Genomic DNA, 18731 nt, shown 5'->3' on the forward strand with positions numbered 1-18731 from the left:
ACTTGACGACCGTGGGTATTGCGCAAACAGCTACAAATAAGATAGCACCCGCTCGGGCGCAATGTCGTTCAGGCAGCGCGTATGGCCCAACGGGCAGTCGCGCGCAAAGCAGGGGGCGCAGTCCAGCGGGGGCTGGTAGGCCGAGTCGTTCTTGAGCCAGAGCACCGTGGCCCGCGCACTCAGCGGTGGGGTGTGCAGCGGGCTGGACGAGCCAAACACCGCCACCTGGGGCACGCCAAAGGCGGCGGCTACGTGCATCAGGCCCGAATCGTTGCTGACCATGGCTTTGGCCGAGGCTATCAGCGCAATCGCCTGGTCCAAAGAGGTCTTGCCGGCCAGGTCCACGCAATGGCCGGGCTGGCGGGTATTCACCGCGCTGGCGATCTCGGCACATACCACGGCGTCTTTGCCCGAACCCAAGAGCAACACGGGCAGCGCCAGCTGGCTGGCCAGCGTAGCAAAGTGGGCCGCGGGCCAGCGTTTGGCCGGGCCGTATTCGGCGCCAGGCGCCAGCACATAAAAACCTTGGGCCGGCAGGCCCTGCGCAGCTAAGGCCTGCTCGGCCGCGCCAGGGGCCAGTTGTAGCTGCGGCTGGTCGGCATCCAGTTCAGCGTCACCACTCAACGCCGAATAAAACGCCACCATGGGCGGGCGTTCGCCCTCCGGCGGGTTAGGCAGGCGCTGGTTCAGCAGGCCCCAGCGGACCTCGCCGGAGTACCCCACCCGTTTGGGAATACCGGCCCACCAGGGGATCAGCGCACTTTTGAGGGAGTTAGGCCCCACATAGGCCACATCGAAGCGGCCACGCAGACGGTGGGCCATGGCCCGGCGCGCCGCCCATTGCAGACCGCCGCGGGCGAACGGAAACTCCATCACCTCGGCCACCTGGGGCATGGCCCGGTACACCGGCGCTACCCAAGGCAAGGCACCCACGGTGAGCCGCTCACCACGCGCCGCCAAGCGGCGCATCAGCGGCTCGGTCATCACCGCGTCCCCAATCCATTGGGGCGCGATGATCAGGGACTTAATGTCCACCCGCGAAGTGCTCGCCGTCTTTCAGTTTGTAGACCGTACCGCAGTAAGGGCACTTGGCTTCGCCCGTGCGGCCTACATCCAGGTACACCTTGGGGTGGGTGTTCCAAGTTTTCATGTCGGCCAGCGGGCTGGGGCAGAACACGCCACCTTGGTGGTTCAGGTCTTTGGCCAGCAGTTCAATTTTTGCGTTTGTCATGGGTCTCAGACCTTCGTGAGCCAGTGGGCGTATTTCGGGTTGCGGCCGTTGACGATGTCAAAAAACGCGGATTGGATTTTTTCGGTGATCGGGCCACGGCTACCCACGTAGTCGCCCTTGCCCAGTTCAATGCGGTCCAGCTCGCGGATCGGCGTCACTTCAGCCGCAGTACCGGTGAAGAAGGCTTCGTCAGCGATGTAGACCTCGTCACGCGTGATGCGTTTTTGCACGATCTCCAGGCCCAGGTCTTTGGCGATGTGGAACACGGTGTTGCGGGTGATGCCGTTCAGCGCACCAGCCGACAGGTCGGGCGTGTAGATCACGCCGTTCTTGATGACAAAGATGTTTTCGCCCGCGCCTTCGGACACAAAACCCGAGCTGTCCAGCAGCAGGGCTTCGTCGTAGCCGTCGTCGGTGGCTTCCATGTTGGCCAGGATCGAGTTGGTGTAGTTGCTCACCGCCTTGGCCTGCGTCATGGTGATGTTGACGTGGTGGCGCGTGTAGCTGCTGGTCTTCACGCGGATGCCACGTTTCATGCCCTCTTCGCCCAGGTAGGCGCCCCAGGGCCATGCGGCCACCATCAGGTGGATGGTGTTGCCCTTGGGGGACACACCCAGCTTCTTGTCGCCGATCCAGGTCAGGGGGCGCAGGTAGCCGGATTCGAGCTTGTTTTCACGGATCACGGCGCACTGGGCTTCGTTCACCTGTTCCTGGGTAAACGGGATGGTCATGCGCAGGATCTTGGCGCTGTTGAACAGGCGCTCCGTGTGCTCCTGCAGGCGGAAGATGGCCGGGCCGTTGACGGTGTTGTAGGCCCGCACGCCTTCAAACGCGCCGCAGCCGTAGTGCAGCGTGTGGCTCAGCACGTGGATCTTGGCGTCGCGCCAGTCCACCATCTGGCCATCCATCCAGATTTTTCCGTCGCGGTCAGACATGGAGGGAGGAAGTACGCTCATCAGGGTGTCCTTGTAAGGGGTGGCTGCAAAGAATGCGAAACGCTGATTTTACGGGGCCAGCGCCGCATCGTCGGTCTGCGCAGCGGGTGCCTCCGTGGCCGGTCGTGTCAGCTCCCAGCTCTGCAGCTTGCCGCCCAGAAACACACACAACACACTGGACTGCGAAGTGTCGGTCCAGCGGAACCGCTCGGGCTGGGTGTCCTTGGGCGACTCCAGCAAACCCAGCGACCGCGTCAGCGCCACCATGTGCAGCAACGGCTGGCCCGCCGCCAGCTTGGCGTGCAGCATGACCGCGCTGTCCACATGGCCGATGGGGCGGTTGGCCGCCTTCTTGAGAATCTGCAGCATGCGGGTGAAGTGCAGTAGCTGCCACATCACCAGCCCGCCCGCCACCAAGGCCAGGCCTGCCCAGCCATAGGCCCGGTAACCAGCCACTGCGATCACCAATGCCACAACGGGCACCACAATTTTTTGAATTTGCATCCGCCTATTTTCGCAGGCCGGGCCATGCCACCTGAACCTGCAGTCCGCCCAGCAACGCCGACGACTGCACAGTCACCTGCGCCCCGGTCACATCGGCAATCCGGCGCACGATAGACCAGCCCAGGCCGCTGCCAGGCTGCGTGTGCCCCAGCACCCGGAAAAACCGCTCGCCCAGGCGCTGCATGTCGGCACTGGCCATGCCTGGGCCGCTGTCGTGCACCTCCAGCACCACCCGCTCGGGTGTGCAAGCCACACGAACCAGCACGCGCGCACCGTCGGGGCTATAGCGCAGGGCGTTGTCCAGCAGGTTGCGCAGTAGCATGGTCAGCCAGGTCACCTGCGCGGAAACGGCACAGGCCGCATCCCCATCCGCCTCCAGCGCCAAGTCCTGCCCGTGGGTTAGTGCCGCAGGGGCTAGGTCTGCGGCCACCTGCTGGGCCAGAGCCCGCAGATCGCAGACCTCTGCCGCGGGCACCGTGGTTCCGGCTTCCAGGCGGGCCAGCGCAAGCAACTGGTCCACCAAATGCGCGGCCCGGTCACACCCGGCCAACGTGGTCTGCAAAGCCAGGTCGCGTTGGGCTGCATCGGCCCCGGCACCCAAAGCCACCTGGGCTTGGGCGCGGATGGCCGCAATCGGCGTGCGCAGCTCGTGCGCGGCATCCGCCGTAAATCGGCGCTCGCTTTGCACCATGCGCTCAATGCGGGCCAGCAGGCCATTGAGTTCAGCCACCAGCGGTTGCATCTCAGACGGCACATCGGGTACCACCACCGGGCTGAGGGCATCGGGCGCACGCTGGCCCAAGGTGTGGCCCAGTGTGCGCAGCGGCAGCAGCGCCCGGTGCACCGCCCACCACAGCAAGGCTGCGAGCACGGGCAAGGCCAGCGCCATGGGCAGCAACATGCCGCGCAACATGGCCCAGACGATGTCATTGCGCGAGTCGACCTGCTCGCCCACGTACACCTGCACATCGCCCTCGGCGCCACGCGTGGCAAACACACGCCAGTTTTCACCGCCGTGGCGCACGGTGGCAAAGCCGCGGCGTTCATCGCTCAGAGGCTCGATTCCAGCGTTGGCCGAGCGCATGACCAAGGTGCCTTCATGGAACACTTGAAACGCCACGCGTGCGCTGTATTTGTGCAAGGCCGGCGCATCGGCCACGGTATCGTCTTCCAAATCCAGCGGCTGCACCACCAAGATGGAGGCCGCCTGGGCCAGGTGGCTGTCCATGAGTTCGTCGACTTCGTGGCGGGCGTCCACCCACGTCCACGCGGCCACAGCCAACCACACCAGCGTCAAGGAAACAGACAACAGCACCAGCAGGCGCAGTTGCAAGGAGCGGCCGGCACCCATGCTCAGGCGCCCGGCTGCGGGTTGACGCGGTAGCCCACGCCGCGCACGGTCTGAATCGCATCGGCCTGGAGCTTGCGCCGCAGGTGGTGGATGTGCACCTCAATGGCGTTGCTCTCCACCTCGTGGCCCCAGCTGTACATCTGCTGCTCCAGCTGCTCGCGCGAGAGCACCCGCCCTGCACTGCGCATCAGCGCATGCAACAGATCAAATTCGCGGGTGGACAAGGTCACCTCCGCACCTCGCCAGAGCACCCGGCGGGTGCCGGGCTCCAGCGCCAAGGCGCCCATCTGCAAAACCTCTTGCGCCACCCCGTGGGAGCGCCGCACCAGCGAGCGCAGGCGCGCCGCCAGTTCATGCAAGTCCACAGGCTTGAGCACATAGTCATCGGCCCCAAGATCCAGCCCGCGGATGCGGTCGGGCACGGCATCGCGGGCCGTTAGCACCAGCACCGGGGTGGACACGCCAGCGCTGCGCAAAGCCTGCAACACATCCAAGCCGTCCTTGCCTGGCAAACCCAGGTCCAGCACGGCAGCGGTGTACTCGCCGCCCGACAACTCGCGCTCGGCCGCCATGCCGTCGCGCACCCAGTCCACCTGAAACCCCAGCTGGCGCAGCCCGGCCCGCAGGCCATCGCCCAACATGGCATCGTCTTCGGCAAGCAACACGCGCATTCAATGGACTCCGTGGGTACTGGTCAGACGATTGTGCATGGCGGTTGCTCAGTCGTCCTCGTCATCACCTTGCCCACTCATCACAGCGCTGAGCGCTGACCCGGAGATCAGCCCTTGGGGCGACTGCTGCCACTCCCAAGTCCAGTACGCCAACACGGCACACAGCAGCAAGGCCGCCAACCAGCCGTGGTTGCGCTTGGCGAGGTCCGGGCCCGCTCCATCGGCACGGCCGGTCACCATCTGCGTCACCAGATTCTTGCGGCGCAACACACTTAAGGCCACGATGGCGGCAATGTGCGCCAGCACCACGGCCAGCACGGTGTTGCCAAAGAATTCGTGCACGTCTTCGATCCAGTCGCCCCCAAGAACGTCACCCCATTCGTTATAGGTGGCGTAACCCGACAGCGTGAGTGGCAGCACCAGCACCAACAAGGCCACAATGGCCAGCGCCATGAACAGGCTTTGCCCCTGGCGCCAGTTCACCGCCGGGGGTGCGTCCACTTTCGCAGTGGTGTTCACGGCGGCCTTGAGCGATTGCGCCCAGGGCCAGAGCGCGCTGAGCTTTCGCCATAACAAAGCTAGGCCCGCCTGGCGCGGCCCCAGCAGACCGTACAGCACCCGAAAGACCAACAAGCCCGCCATGGTGTAGCCCAGCGTGACGTGCAGCAGGCGAAAGCGCTCACCATCGGCGGTGAGGTAAGCACCCAGAAAGCTCAGGGCAAACAGCCAGTGAAAGACGCGGGTGGGCGCGTCCACCACACGGCGGCGCGCGGCTTGTCCGGGTGCGGCGGTAGATGGAAAAGTGGTGGTGGTCATGGTGAGCCTCGTCAAACAGGGCAAAGAGATGGAAGGTCAGGCAGACCGTCAGTCGGACCAGTTGCGGCGAAAGCGCGCATCCAGGCCTTTGGGAAAGGTAATTTCGCGTTCACTGAAGCTGCCTTTGTCGGCCCGCGTGTGGCAGGCGATGCAGTTGGCCGCGCTCTTGACCGCAGCCTGTTTCCAGATGGCGGGGTCCAGCTCGTCGTGCTTGCGCACAAACCAGGCGGAGGTGGTGATGCGGTCCTGCGGTGGCTGCTCGCGCACCCGCTTGTAAGTACCGGCGTTCACCTGCAGCCACTGGCTGATCTCGCGCACACTGGCTTCGTCCAGCGACGCGTCGGTGCCATAGTGTTTGTCCAGCGAACCCATGACCCGCTTCCAAGACGCTGCGGGCAACATGCCCGCCGGGTAGGCGATGTGGCAGGCCGCACATTCGGCCTGGTACTTGGGCAGGGGCGGCACCATGGGGCCTTTGGAGTCAGCCCAGGCGCTACCCACTGTCAAGCCGGCCAAGGCCAAAATCGCTATCCATTTAGGAGCTGTTTGCGCATATTGCACGGGGTCTAGAGGTCTGTTTGGCATAAATTTCTTTGGGGTTGGCGTCCCGTGGGCCGTCAGCGCTTGAGGCTGATCAGCCAGGCCAGCACATCGGCCTTCTCGGCGGCGGTGCACTCGCGGGCCAGCACGTCGTTGCAATTGCGGCGGAACCACTTCTCGCTCTTGGCCGGATCGGTAAAACGCTCGGGGTTAAACGCGGGTGCTAGCGGGGTAATGGCTTTGCCCGTGCTCGCGTGTTTGGCGTCGCCAGTGGGCAGTGCGTTGTGGCAGGACGCGCAGCTCCACTCACGGCCGTGTTTTGCATTGAAAAACTGCTGCCCTTGGCCCGGGTTGGGACTGCGGCCGGCCTGGGTGGACAGGGCGTTCAGTTGCTCAGCGGGGCTGCCGGCCCACACAGCAGTGGTGCACAAACCGGCAGCCAACAAAGGCAGCAGAGTGCGACGAAAACGGTGCATAAAAACCTCCATGCCTTGCATGGTAGGAAGCACACATTAACGGGGACTTAAGGCAATAAAAGACGCCTCCCATGGGGGACGCGCTGCCGAGGGTGCCTGTGCGTTAACCCAGCCCGCGCACCACGTTCATGGCTTCTTCCACCCGGTCCACGGCGTGGATGGTCATGCCGTCTATGGGCTTTTTGGGCGCATTGGCTTTGGGCACCACGGCCACGGTAAAGCCCAGCTTGGCGGCTTCCTTCAGGCGCTCCTGCCCGCGCGGCGCGGGGCGCACCTCACCGGCCAGCCCCACTTCGCCAAAGGCGATGAAGCCCTTGGGCAGCGGCTTGCCGCGCAAGGACGAGGTGATGGAGAGCATCACCGCCAAGTCAGCCGCGGGCTCGCCAATGCGCACACCGCCCACGGCGTTGATGAACACGTCCTGGTCCATACACGCTACGCCAGCATGGCGGTGCAACACGGCCAGCAGCATGGCGAGGCGGTCTTTGTCCAGGCCCACCGACAGGCGCCGTGGCGACGGACCGCCGCTGTCCACCAGCGCCTGGATCTCGACCAGCAGCGGGCGCGTGCCTTCCAGCGTCACCATCACACAGCTGCCGGGCACCGGCTCCGCGTGCTGGCTGAGGAAGATGGCGCTGGGGTTGCTCACGCCCTTGAGGCCTTTTTCGGTCATCGCGAAGACGCCAATCTCGTTGACTGCGCCAAAGCGGTTTTTGATGGCGCGCACCAGGCGGAACTGGCTGTGCGTGTCGCCCTCGAAGTACAGCACCGTGTCCACCATGTGCTCCAGCACACGCGGGCCGGCCAGCGCGCCTTCTTTGGTGACGTGGCCCACCAGCACGATGGCGGTGCCACTGGCCTTGGCGGCGCGGGTCAGGTGGGCCGCACATTCGCGCACCTGGGCGACCGAGCCCGGCGCGCTGGTGAGTTGTTCGGAATACACCGTCTGGATAGAGTCGATCACCGCCACATCCGGGCGGTTCGCCTCCAAGGTGGCGAGGATTTTTTCGAGCTGGATTTCGGCCAGCACCCGCACCTGGCTGTGGTCCAGCCCCAGACGGCGTGAGCGCAGCGCCACCTGCGCCCCACTCTCTTCGCCCGTCACATACAGGGTGTTTTTGCCCGAGCGCTGCAGAGAATCCAGCGCCTGCAAGAGCAGCGTGGACTTGCCGATGCCGGGGTCGCCGCCAATCAGCACCACACCGCCCTCCACCATGCCGCCGCCCAGTACGCGGTCCAGCTCTTCGTGGCCGGTGGGGGTGCGCTCTACATCGGATGCTTCAATGTCGGACAACACCGCCACTTCGGCAGTTTTGGCCAGCGAGGCAAAGCGGTTTTTGGCCGGGCCCTCGCTGCTGGCCACCGATTCGATCAGCGTGTTCCAGGCGTTGCAGTGCAGGCATTTGCCCAGCCACTTGGGGCTGGTGCCGCCACATTCGTTGCAGGTGAAGACGGTTTTTTCTTTGGCCATGGGCGCATGATACTGTATATAAATACAGATCCACAACGCCCCAGCCGCCGCCACAACTCCTATTTTGATAGCTGCTTGCGCATACCCTGCGGGGCTTAGAGGCCAATTTGGCCTAAAAATCAGGCGGGGCGCGGGATGCGCTCGCGGGCGCGGCGCACCTTGTCTGCGCTGATGGCGAGCTTCACGGTCTCGAAGTTCACCGGCGCGACGATGCTGGTCTCAGCACCCGCCGCCTCGATGGCCTGGTAGCGGGTGATAGGCATGCTGTTTTTGTCCATCACCGCCACCACCCAGGGCGTGGTGGCCTTGGTGCCGCGCTGCACGGCCACGGCGGTGTCGCCATTGGCTAGCAGTAAATAGGTGCCGGGCGGGTAAAAACCCACGGCCGTGGCCATGGCTGCACCCACCGCCGCCGCGTCGCCTTCGGCGCCCAGGTAGATGGACTTGGCCGCCCCCAGCGGAGATAGGGGCGAGCGGGTTTTGCGCGCGGCCATCTTGGCCACAAAGGCGTCGGCCGTGCTCAGAATCTTGCGGGCGCGCAGGTTGCGCGGCAGGGCTTCGGCCGTGTCGGGCGCGTGGTGCCAGCGCACCAGGTCCAGTGTGTCGGGGTCGTCCACCCCAAAGGCCTGCAAGATGGCGGCGCTGCGCTCGGGGTGTTCGCGGATCAGGGTGCGCTGCCAGTCAGTCAGCGGGGTGGCCTGGCGCGCCAGGCTGTCCTGGTCGCGCGCCATGGCAATGTTCATGGTCAAGGCGGCGTCCACCAGGCTGCGCCGCGTATGCGGGTCCAGCCCCAGCTTGTGCGCCGTGAGCGCGCTGACCACGCCGCACAGCAGGGCGTGGGTGGCGCAGTAGCCCAGGCTGTCATCGGCCAGGGCCTGGAACAGGCAGAACAGGCTGTCGTCGGCATCGGCCTCCAGCAGGGCCAGCAGCTTGCGCGCAATGCTGTCGAGCCGACCCAACGGGTTGATGGCCAGGCCGCCCTGGTACAGGATGCCGCGCAGCACCTCCTGCAAGTCCAGCCAACCACCACTGAGCTGGGCGCCCACCACATAGTCGGCCTCGCGGATCTCGCTGGGCATGCCAGCGTCGGCAATCGTCATCACGTCCACGCCGTCGCGCAGCATCTCGTGCACCATGCGTTCGTAGGCGCGCTGCCAGGCCAGCGCATCGCTGGGGGTGGACGAGGCATTAAAAGCGTTGAGCTTGTCACGGTGCTGCTCGGAGACCACGGGCTGGCCCTTGCGCAACAAAAGCTGGCCGGTGTCGCTCCAGATATTGACCGGGATGGGGCGCCCAATGGCAAGCAGGGCGACCGGAATGGGGACGTACTTCAAGGCGGGCGCTTCAGTCAGCCACCACCACGGGCACGCGCAGGGCCAGTGCACACATGAGCTCATAACCCACGGTGCCGGCACTGGCGGCCACCTCGTCGATGGACAGCACCGTGCCGTTGGCGGCGCGGCCCCAGAGCGTGGCCTCGCTGCCCATGCCGGCCTGGGGCACGGGCTCCAGGTCCACGGTGACCATGTCCATGCTCACGCGGCCCACGGTGCGGGTGCGCACACCGTCCACCAGCACCGGGGTGCCGGTGGGGCACAGGCGCGGGTAGCCGTCGGCGTAACCACAGGCCACCACACCAATACGCATCGGCCGATCGGCCACAAAATTAGAGCCATATCCGACCGTATCGCCCGTGGACAGTGCGCGAACAGCTATGATTTTTGCAGCAAGCGTCATCGTGGGCAGCAGGTCCCAGTGGGCGGCGTTGTGCGCGGGGTAGTCGGGTGCACTGCCATACACGGCAATGCCGGGGCGCACCCAGTCCGACACCAGGCCGGGGCCGGAGTGGCGCAGGGTGGCGGCGCTATTGCTCACGGTGCGCTCGCCGGGCAGGTCATCGGTGGCGGCCTTGAAGATGGCCATCTGCGCGTCTATGCCCTTGGGGCCATCGGCATCACTGAAGTGGGTCATGAGCGAAATCTCGTCCACCTGCGGCAGCGCGTTCAGCCGGGTCCACGCCGAGCGCACCTGGTCGGGCTGGAAGCCCAGGCGGTTCATGCCGGAGTTGACTTTGAGGAAGACGCGGTGCGGCTCATTGGTCTTGTGGATGGCCAGCATGTTGATCTGCTCTTCGCAGTGCACCGTGTGCCACAGGCCCAGGCGCGAGCAGAGCTCCAGGTCGCGCTGGTCGAACACACCTTCTAATAAGAGGATGGGGCCGCGCCAGCCCAGCTTGCGCACACGCTGGGCCTCGTCCAGGTCCAGCATGGCAATGCCGTCGGCACCGCGCAGCCCGTCAAACGCACGCTCGATGCCGTGCCCGTAGGCGTTGGCCTTGACCACCGCCCAGACCCGCGCATCCGGTGCCGCGCGGCGCACCACCTCCAGGTTGTGGCGCAGCGACTCGGGGTGAATGGTGGCTTGGATGGGACGGGGCATGGGGGCTCGATGAGGGCGTGAAACTACGAAGATTTTGACATTGGCCGGCATGCTATAACCGCAGCACGTTTGGAGACCTACAACAATACCTAGCGCATTAGTCACGCTAATGTGCCTTATCCCCCACCCATGAAACGCGGTTTTTACACCATCATGTCAGCGCAGTTTTTTAGCTCGCTGGCCGACAATGCCTTGTTTGTGGGAGCCGTGCAGTTGTTGCGTAGCAGCGGTGCACCGGAGTGGCAACAAGCCGCCCTGGTCCCCATGTTTGCCCTGTTTTATGTGGTGTTGGCACCGTTTGTTGGCGCCTTTGCCGACGCCATGCCCAAGGGCCGGGTCATGCTGATCAGCAATGGCATCAAGATTGTGGGCTGCCTGTTGATGCTGTTTGGCACCCACCCCCTGATGGCCTATGCCATCGTGGGCCTGGGCGCTGCGGCCTACTCCCCCGCCAAGTACGGCATCCTGACCGAGCTGCTGCCTGCCAGCCAACTGGTCAAGGCCAATGGCTGGATTGAGGGACTGACGATTGCGTCCATCATTCTGGGTGTGCTGCTGGGTGGCCAATTGGTCAGCCCCATGATCTCGCAGGCGCTGCTTTCGTTTGACTTTCCGTTCATCACCACCAGCATCGACACTGCACCCGAGGCCGCGATTGGCATCATGATTTTTGTGTACCTGGCTGCGGCCTGGTTCAACACGCGCATCCCCGACACCGGCGTGTCCCTGCGTGCCATGCCCAAAAACCTGCTGACCCTGCTGCCCGACTTCTGGAGCTGCAACACCAAGCTGTGGAAAGACCGCCTGGGCCAGATTTCGCTGAGCACCACCACCCTGTTCTGGGGCGTGAGCGGCAACCTGCGCTACATCGTGCTGGCCTGGGCCTCGGCGGCGCTGGGTTACAGCGTGACGCAGGCCTCGGCATTAGTGGGGGTGGTGGCGATTGGCACCGCCGTGGGCGCGGTGGCGGCCTCACTGCGCATGCGGCTGGAGCATGCGGTGAACGTGATGCCGCTGGGCATTGCCATGGGCCTTTTGGTGATTCTGCTGAACTTCATCAACAATGTGTGGGTGGCAGCACCCTTCCTGATTTTGCTGGGCGGCCTGGGCGGCTTTTTGGTGGTGCCCATGAATGCACTGCTGCAGCACCGCGGCCACAACCTGATGGGCGCGGGCCGCTCCATTGCCGTGCAAAACTTCAACGAACAGGCCTGCATTTTGGGCCTGGGTGCGTTCTACAGCCTGTCCACCGGCATGGGCCTGTCGGCCTTTGGCGCCATCACCGTGTTTGGCGTGGTGGTGGCTGGCTTTATGTGGTGGATCAAACGCTGGCACGAGCGCAACTGCCGCGAACACGCGGCCGAAGTGACCCACCTGCTGGACATCGCCCGCAACGACAACCTGCACGGTTAGTCCGGGGGCGCCGCAAGCTCCGAAACTTCGGGCGCGGCGTACTGCACCTGGTCACGGCCCAGCTGTTTGGCCACATAGAGCGCCCGGTCGGCTGCGGCGTAGATGCTCTCCACCACCACCTTTTGCCCCTGCGCGGTGCCGCTCACGCCAAAGCTGGCGGTGATGGGCAGCTCCACCCCCAGGTAGACCAGCGGCGTAGAGCGCACCAGCAGGCGCAGCTTCTCGGCCACATCACAGGCGCCCGGGCGTGCGGTGTCAGGCAGCAGCACAATGAACTCCTCGCCGCCCAGCCGCGCTACGGTGTCGGTGCTGCGCACGCCACGCAGCAGCACAGCCGCCACGTGCTGCAGCATGGCATCGCCCACCGGGTGGCCATGCACATCGTTGACTTTTTTGAAGTAGTCCAGGTCCACCATCACGCAGTGGGTGTGCACCCCTGCGCGCACCGCGCGGTTGAGCTCCATTTGGGCCTGGTGCATGAATTCGCGCCGGTTGAACAGGCCGGTGAGGGTGTCGTGGTCGGCCAAAAAGGCCAGTTCGCGTTGCTGGGCCACCAGCGCCTGGTTGCTGCGGCTAAGCTGGCGGCGCAACATGACGGCCTTGGCAAACTGGTTCCAGACCATTAACGAGGCTACCAGGGCCAAGAGGGGGCAAAAAAAGGCCACGATGCTCAGGCTGTTGTTGTGCATGGGCGGAATCGGTGCGTGGCGCAGCAGGTAGGCAAACACTAGGTAGGTTCCCAAAAACAAGGGCACCGAGATGGCGGGCCGCATCAGCGACAGGACGCCGAACATGATGCAGATCAGCATAAAGCTCGACAGGCCAGCCCCTGCGTTGGCCACCAGATCGGCGATGCTGAGGTAGGCGCCCAGGTAGATATAGCCAATGGACACCAAGATTTGCAGCGAGATGGCAGCAGCCGAGGCGCGCGCTTGGCGCAGAAAGTAGTGGGCGGCCACACCCCCCAGCGCCACCAGGGCGGCGGCCGTCCAGTGGGCCCGCCCCACCGTGCCAGCCCAGGCCTGGAGCTCGGGGTGATCTGCAGGCGCCTGGTACAGATCAAGCAAAAAGGCCATGGCAGCGTGCAGCGGCACCATGAGACACGCCACCCAGCGAAAGCGGCGCAGGGACTCCATGGTGCCCTCGCCCTGCACCAGGTCGTATTCTTGTTTGGTTAGCCGTGCCCAGTCCGCGTACGGCTGGTGCCAGGGGGCTTTGTTCACCGCATCTCCTTGATGGCCGGAATCTTCTCAGCAAAATCCGGCAGGGACAAGTGTTTTCACACATGCTATCGTGGGTGACCCGCCACCTGAGAAAGCCCCAGACATGTCTTCCGTGTACGACTTCGACGCCCTGCAAATCAACGGCCAGTCGGTCCCCCTGAAGCAATATCAGGGCAAGCCCCTGCTGATCGTCAACACCGCCAGCGCCTGCGGCTTTACCCCACAGTTCGCCGGCCTGGAAGCGCTGCACAAGGCGTATGGCGACAAGGGCCTGGTGGTGCTGGGCTTCCCGTGCAACCAGTTTGGCGCACAGGACAAGGGCAGCAACGACGAAATTTTCGAGTTCTGCCAGCTCAATTACGGCGTGAGTTTCTCCATGATGGCCAAAATCGATGTGAATGGCGGCGACGCCCACCCGCTCTACCAGTGGCTGGTCAAGGAGGCCCCGGGGTTTCTCGGTACCAAGGCCATCAAATGGAACTTCACCAAATTCCTGATCGGCAAGGACGGCCAGGTGCTCAAGCGCTACGCCCCCACCGACACACCGGCCAGCCTGGCGCAAGACATTGAGGCGGCGCTGGCGGCGTGAGCCCCCCTCTGTAGCTGTATCCAAGCCGCAAGGCTTGCTTTAGACTCACCAACATCGTGGCTCTTGCGAGGGGCAGTCGGCATGGCTTCTACACCGTCATTGCGTACACGCCCCAGCCTGCTGCGGGGCTTGCCAGGCACGGCCTGGGTGCTGGCCCTGCTGTGGGCGGCCCCTTGGGCCGCGCTGGCTGACACCAGCAACGGTTTTGGTTTGTTGCTCGATGTGGGTCTGACGCTGGACGACAACGTGACCCGCGCCAAAGAAGGCAACGACCGGCTCAGCGACAGTGCCTATGCGGTCAATGTCTCCAAGGGCCTCACGCTTCCCGTGTCGGCCCAAAGCCGCCTGTTGCTGACGGGCATCGTGGGCGGTGAGCGCTTCCAGACCTACGCCGGCCTGAGCCACCTGGACGCCGCCGTGGAAGCCGAGCTGCAGTACCGCGAGTCCTCCGAGTTTTCTTCCCCCACCCTGGGCCTGTTTGCCAAGTTCAAGTTCGAGGACTACGAATCGGATGTCCGCGACGGCCACCGCTACAGCCTGGGGCTGTCCATCAGCCAGCCCCTGACCGACCGGATCAGCTGGTCTGCCGCACTGGCCAGCAACCAGCGGCTCAGCACCAGCAAGGTGTTCAGCACCGTGGACACCTCGGCACGCGTGAACCTGGACTACGCGCTGAGCGCCCGCAAGGCCCTGTACCTGGGTGCGGAATACCGTGTGGGTGATGTAGTGTCCACCGGCCGCGCCTCGCTGGAGAACGTCACCATCTCCAAGGTGTTTGTGCTGGACAACGCCTTCACCGGTGGCCAGTTTTTCAGCTACAAGATCCATGGCAGCACCTGGCTGACCACGGTGGGCTACAACCACTCGTTGGGGCCCAACGGGTCCGTCGATGTGGCCTGGAGGCGCGTGGAGTCCACGCCGGAGCTGCGGCCCAGCTGGGCCACATCACCGCGCAGTTACATCAGCAACCAGCTGCTGGCAACGTACCTGTTGCGCTTTTAAGGGAGATCCGCATGCCGTGGCAACGTAACGTATCCCTCGGCCTCTGTCTGGCATTGCCCTGGATTTTGGTCGCCTGCGGCGGTGGCGGAAGCTCAAGCGACGTAGACCCCAATGCGGCCCGCACCACGCTCCCCACCAGCGGCCCCGACAGTTTTTTGCTGTTTCCCAACCCGCAAAAACAGGACGATGGCACGCTGCAAGTGGCCTCACTGGCCTACGCTACCGCGTATTACGAGGCCATCGACCCCGCCAATGAGCGCGACACGCTGGCCAAGTTCAAGGCCAAAAACCTGTTTGGCACCGCAGCAGGCACGCTGGGCGAAGAGACCGTGATCGTCGGCGACCAGCGCGACCTGGGCTATGGCCGCAAGATGACGGCGCGCCAAAATCCTGACGGCACCCTGGCCTTTGTGGTGGAAAACTACATGGTGGGGGCCTACGGCGCGTACAACGCACTGAACCTGGAGGCCGCTGTGATGCCCGAGGCCAAATGGCACCTGGGCACCAATGCCATCGAGTTCAGCCCCGGCCCTGGCGGCACCATCAAGTTCGTCAAGTTCTACACCTACGACCCGGTGACCGGTGCGCGCCTGATGATGGGCAACCTGGACGGTCGTGGTGCCAAGGCCATGCCCACGGTCTGTGCCTCCTGCCACGGCGGCCGGGGTGACCCCCTGACACCTGCTTTGGCGGGCAAACCCTTGTTTCCGCGGCTGATGAACGTGAAATCGGCGGTGGATGTGGTGGCCCCCAACCAGGGCGGTGTGCGGGGGGATATCGCAGCCCAGTTGCATCCGCTGGAACCCGCCTCCTTCGACTTTTCCAGCCTGCCAGGCTTCACGCGCCTGATGCAGGAGGCCAAGATCAAGACGATCAACAAGATGGTGCTGTGCTCCCTGCCTATTACGGCGGCAGCCGGGGGCGAAGATGCCTGCCGCCGCACGGCCATTGGCAATGAATACCAGGGCACGGTGGCCGAACACCTCAAAGACATGTACGGCGGCGCCGGCCTGCCCCAGACCAACAGCGCCACCACCGACACCTATGTGCCCGCTGGCTGGGCCGGGCAGTCGGCGCTGTACCTCAACACCCAGGCACAGGCCTGCCGGGTCTGCCACCTGCTGCGTGGCAATGGCAACCAGTCCGACATCGACTTTGCCACCTTTGCCAAGTTTGATGGTTACTCAGCCCGTATCAAGGCCCACGTGCTGGACCGCGGCAACATGCCGCTGGCCAAGCTGATTTACGACAACTACTGGGCCAGCAGCAGTACCTACACCCCCATGGGCACCTACCTGGCGGGATTGGGTATGGGCTACACCAACACGACCACCCAGCCAGGGGCTCCGGTGGCCGACCCGGGGCCGGACCGTGTGGTCAAGGCGCTGGTCACCACACTGTCAGCCAGCATGAGCCTGTATTCCAACATCTACCAGTGGAGCATATCGCCCAGCTCGCCCACTGCGGGTGCCACACTGACTAACGCCACCAGCCTCAACCCCACCTTCACCGCGCCGGGGGACGGCACCTACTGGGTGATGCTGCGCACCGGCAAGGGTGCGGCGCAGAGCGCAGATGTAAAACTGGTGATCGTAGTAGACAGCGCCCTGACGTATACCCCGTCCGCCCTGCGCTTCAGTGACATCAAAACCATTTTGCAAGGCGTTGGCACCTGCACCGTCTGCCACACGTCGGGGATGGGTAACTCCGGCCAGCCCCCCATCTGGTACTCCAACTTTGACCGCGATGCAGACAACGACATTGACGCCACTGACGACCATTGGTTCTACACCGAGCTGCGCGGGCGCATCAACTTCACGGACATCGTGGCCAGCCCGCTGCTGCGCAAACCTTCGGGCAACCACCACAACGGCGGCCAGCTCACGGGCTTTAACACCAGCCTCACGCCAGGAGCCGTCGGCCGGGTGAACTACGACACCTTCGTGAACTGGATCTTGAACGGCGCGCCCGAGTAGGAGGCAGCCGCGCACACAGCTGGCTCAATACCCGCGCCGCGGCCCGCTGTAAGCGTCGGTGGCGAACACAAATGGTGTCTTGCGCCCCACCAGGGTTTCGATGAGGGCCAGCTCTTGGTCGGTGTGGTTCAGGAACGGGGCGTTGCGGATGTTCTTGCCCTTGCCGCCGTCCTTCACGATGTAGAGCGGACGGTCATGGTGTGATGCGGTCACGCTTTCCCGGCTCTCCGGGTCGTCATTGGCCTGCACCTCGGTAGCGCCGTAACACGTACAAAAGTAAGTTTGCTCGGGGTCAGACTCCACATAAAAACCGGTGCCCCGGATGCCGATGGTGGAGGTGGAGGTGGTGACCCGCATGGGCGAGTTGCGCGACACCGACAGGAGCTTGCCCGTGACCATGCGCAAACCACCTATCAGCAGCCCGGTGATGGAGGTGTCGGCCGGCGCGCCGGTGGGGGCTTCAATGACCAGCTTGCTGTCACCGCGCAAGATCATGGAATGGGTGTTGACCACAAAAATGACCTGGCTGTCCTTGGCGGTCTGCAGGGTGTCGCCGGGTTTGATGGGGGTGCTCAGCGTGGCGGGCTGGTCGTTGACACGCACATTGCCGCTGAGGCTGTAAATGGACTGTCCGGGTGGCAGTTTGCTGGGACGGTTGCCAAACAGGCTTTGCGCCTGGGCCAGCCCCATGGCGGGGCCAAAGAATCCGGCGGCCAGCGCCTGGATCAGCCACTGGCGGCGCGGGTCATCAATGTGGTCGGACGGGTTCATGGGGCCCCCTGGGTCAAACGTGTGCAACCTGCGGCACCCGACACGGGCGACCACTCGCCAAGATTATGCGGCGAACGCCGGCACCGTGGCAGACAAAGCCGCATCCAGCACCTCCACCCAGTGCCGCACCGGTGTGGGCGTGCCACCCTGCAAATGGGTGATACAGCCTATGTTGGCACTGACGATGACTTCGTCCGCCGCGGGCGCCAGGTGGCCCAGCTTGCGGTCGCGCAGCTGGGTGGAAATCTCGGGGTTCAGCACGGAATAAGTGCCGGCCGAGCCACAGCACAAGTGGGATTCGTTGGCGGCGATGCGCACCGCAAAGCCCAGCGCCGCCATGTGTGTCTCCACACCCCCCTTGAGCTTTTGCCCGTGTTGCAAGGTGCAGGGCGGGTGGAACACCAGCGCGGGCTGCTGCCGTGCGCCCTCGCCCAGCCGGGCTTTCAACGCGGGCAACAGCTCGGGCAACAGCTCGCTAAGGTCACGCGTGAGCGCGCTGATGCGTGCGGCCTTGTCCGCGTACTGCGGGTCATCGCGCAGGATGTGGCCGTACTCTTTAACCGTGACGCCGCAGCCCGAGGCATTCATCACCAGCGCATCGGCGCCCTGCTCCACATGGGGCCACCAGGCGTCGATGTTGGCGCGCATCTGGGCCTTGCCACCGTCCTGGTCGTTGAGGTGGAACTTGACGGCACCACAACACCCCGCCTTGGCCACCCGCTGCACCTGCACCCCAGCCGCATCCAACACACGGGCCGTGGCGCTGTTGATATTGGGGGCCATGGCAGGTTGCACACAGCCTTCCAACATCAGCACCTTGCGTGCATGTTGTTGCGTTGGCCAGGCACCAGCACGCTGCGGTGCGGGCACCTTGTTTTTGAGCACCTGCGGCAGCAGCGGGCGCACCCATTGCCCCAGCTTCATGGCAGGCGCAAACAGCGGCGAGGGTAGCCCTTCTTTCAGCGCCCAGCGCACCGCTTTTTCGCCCAGCGGGCGCGGTACCTTGGCGTCCACCATCTTGCGGCCGATGTCCACCAGGTGGCCGTAGTCCACCCCGCTGGGGCAGGTGCTTTCGCAGTTGCGGCAGGTCAGGCAGCGGTCCAGGTGCATCTGGGTGGCACGTGTGGGTGTCTGCCCCTCCAGCACCTGTTTCATCAGATAGATGCGGCCGCGCGGGCCGTCGAGCTCATCGCCCAGCAGCTGGTAGGTGGGGCAGGTGGCGGTGCAGAAGCCGCAGTGCACACACTTGCGCAGGATGGCCTCTGCGGCCTGGCCATCGGCCGTGTTTTGGTATTCGGGGGCGAGTTGGGTTTGCATGGTCAG

19 protein-coding genes are annotated in these 18731 nt (G+C 64.5%); 4 read left to right on the forward strand and 15 right to left on the reverse strand.

The window, feature by feature from the left end; translation table 11 throughout:
- Nucleotides 1–30: 30 nt before the first annotated feature.
- The 12 genes from waaF to alr all read right to left on the reverse strand — a co-directional run bounded on the left by waaF (nucleotide 31) and on the right by alr (nucleotide 10434).
- Nucleotides 31–1035 carry a lipopolysaccharide heptosyltransferase II gene (gene waaF / locus C5F53_RS12850; RefSeq protein ID WP_105261761.1) on the reverse strand — a complete coding sequence of 335 codons (1005 nt, stop codon included), beginning with the start codon at nucleotides 1033–1035 and terminating at the stop codon, nucleotides 31–33.
- Nucleotides 1025–1231, reverse strand: a complete 207-nt coding sequence (locus C5F53_RS12855; protein ID WP_105261762.1) for a zinc-finger domain-containing protein — start codon at nucleotides 1229–1231, stop codon at nucleotides 1025–1027. The genes waaF and C5F53_RS12855 overlap by 11 nt, the downstream gene beginning before the upstream one ends.
- 5 nt (nucleotides 1232–1236) lie before the next feature.
- Nucleotides 1237–2187, reverse strand: a complete 951-nt coding sequence (locus C5F53_RS12860) for a branched-chain amino acid transaminase (RefSeq protein WP_105261763.1) — start codon at nucleotides 2185–2187, stop codon at nucleotides 1237–1239.
- Between the two features lie 48 nt (nucleotides 2188–2235).
- Complete coding sequence (locus C5F53_RS12865; protein WP_105261764.1) at nucleotides 2236–2670, reverse strand: glycerate kinase; 435 nt, start codon at nucleotides 2668–2670, stop codon at nucleotides 2236–2238.
- A 4-nt stretch (nucleotides 2671–2674) separates the two neighbouring features.
- Complete coding sequence (locus C5F53_RS12870) at nucleotides 2675–4021, reverse strand: ATP-binding protein (RefSeq protein ID WP_105261765.1); 1347 nt, start codon at nucleotides 4019–4021, stop codon at nucleotides 2675–2677.
- A 2-nt stretch (nucleotides 4022–4023) separates the two neighbouring features.
- A complete protein-coding gene (locus tag C5F53_RS12875; protein WP_105261766.1) occupies nucleotides 4024–4692 on the reverse strand; it encodes a response regulator transcription factor in 669 nt (222 codons plus the stop codon).
- 48 nt (nucleotides 4693–4740) lie between these two features.
- Entirely contained in the window at nucleotides 4741–5508 is a 768-nt protein-coding gene (locus tag C5F53_RS12880; RefSeq protein ID WP_105261767.1) for a cytochrome b/b6 domain-containing protein, read from the reverse strand.
- 48 nt (nucleotides 5509–5556) lie between these two features.
- Complete coding sequence (locus C5F53_RS12885; RefSeq protein WP_201740845.1) at nucleotides 5557–6093, reverse strand: diheme cytochrome c; 537 nt, start codon at nucleotides 6091–6093, stop codon at nucleotides 5557–5559.
- 32 nt (nucleotides 6094–6125) lie between these two features.
- Nucleotides 6126–6524, reverse strand: coding sequence for a DUF1924 domain-containing protein (locus C5F53_RS12890; protein WP_236635365.1), 399 nt, complete (start codon nucleotides 6522–6524; stop codon nucleotides 6126–6128).
- Nucleotides 6525–6627: 103 nt separating this feature from the next.
- Nucleotides 6628–7995, reverse strand: a complete 1368-nt coding sequence (radA, locus tag C5F53_RS12895) for a DNA repair protein RadA (RefSeq protein WP_105261768.1) — start codon at nucleotides 7993–7995, stop codon at nucleotides 6628–6630.
- A gap of 119 nt (nucleotides 7996–8114) precedes the next feature.
- Nucleotides 8115–9329 (reverse strand): HD-GYP domain-containing protein, encoded by a 1215-nt coding sequence (locus tag C5F53_RS12900; RefSeq protein ID WP_146097352.1) that lies wholly within the window; start codon nucleotides 9327–9329, stop codon nucleotides 8115–8117.
- Nucleotides 9330–9339: 10 nt separating this feature from the next.
- Nucleotides 9340–10434: an alanine racemase gene (gene alr, locus C5F53_RS12905; protein ID WP_105261770.1), complete on the reverse strand. Its 1095-nt coding sequence runs from the start codon at nucleotides 10432–10434 to the stop codon at nucleotides 9340–9342.
- A gap of 129 nt (nucleotides 10435–10563) precedes the next feature.
- On the opposite strand from alr, the gene lplT reads away from it, so the two are divergent.
- Nucleotides 10564–11847: a lysophospholipid transporter LplT gene (gene lplT / locus C5F53_RS12910; RefSeq protein ID WP_105261771.1), complete on the forward strand. Its 1284-nt coding sequence runs from the start codon at nucleotides 10564–10566 to the stop codon at nucleotides 11845–11847.
- Here lplT and C5F53_RS12915 read toward each other — a convergent pair.
- The gene (locus C5F53_RS12915) at nucleotides 11844–13070 is read right to left on the reverse strand and encodes a GGDEF domain-containing protein (protein ID WP_105261772.1); all 1227 of its coding nucleotides are present in this window, start codon (nucleotides 13068–13070) and stop codon (nucleotides 11844–11846) included. The genes lplT and C5F53_RS12915 overlap by 4 nt on opposite strands.
- Nucleotides 13071–13173: 103 nt before the next feature.
- On the opposite strand from C5F53_RS12915, the gene C5F53_RS12920 reads away from it, so the two are divergent.
- The 3 genes from C5F53_RS12920 (at nucleotide 13174) to C5F53_RS12930 (ending at nucleotide 16637) form a co-directional block, all read left to right on the forward strand.
- Nucleotides 13174–13659, forward strand: coding sequence for a glutathione peroxidase (locus tag C5F53_RS12920; RefSeq protein WP_105261945.1), 486 nt, complete (start codon nucleotides 13174–13176; stop codon nucleotides 13657–13659).
- Nucleotides 13660–13740: 81 nt separating this feature from the next.
- The gene (locus C5F53_RS12925; protein WP_146097353.1) at nucleotides 13741–14661 is read left to right on the forward strand and encodes a hypothetical protein; all 921 of its coding nucleotides are present in this window, start codon (nucleotides 13741–13743) and stop codon (nucleotides 14659–14661) included.
- A gap of 11 nt (nucleotides 14662–14672) precedes the next feature.
- Nucleotides 14673–16637 (forward strand): hypothetical protein, encoded by a 1965-nt coding sequence (locus C5F53_RS12930; protein WP_105261774.1) that lies wholly within the window; start codon nucleotides 14673–14675, stop codon nucleotides 16635–16637.
- Between the two features lie 24 nt (nucleotides 16638–16661).
- Here the strand turns inward: C5F53_RS12930 and C5F53_RS12935 are convergent, their stop codons facing one another.
- Together C5F53_RS12935 and glcF are read right to left on the reverse strand one after the other, a co-directional pair.
- Nucleotides 16662–17408, reverse strand: coding sequence for a hypothetical protein (locus C5F53_RS12935; RefSeq protein WP_105261775.1), 747 nt, complete (start codon nucleotides 17406–17408; stop codon nucleotides 16662–16664).
- A gap of 63 nt (nucleotides 17409–17471) precedes the next feature.
- Nucleotides 17472–18725, reverse strand: coding sequence for a glycolate oxidase subunit GlcF (gene glcF / locus C5F53_RS12940; protein ID WP_105261776.1), 1254 nt, complete (start codon nucleotides 18723–18725; stop codon nucleotides 17472–17474).
- Nucleotides 18726–18731: the final 6 nt, after the last annotated feature.

It is taken from the genome of Rhodoferax sp. TS-BS-61-7 (assembly GCF_002943465.1).
Lineage (GTDB): Bacteria > Pseudomonadota > Gammaproteobacteria > Burkholderiales > Burkholderiaceae_C > Allorhodoferax.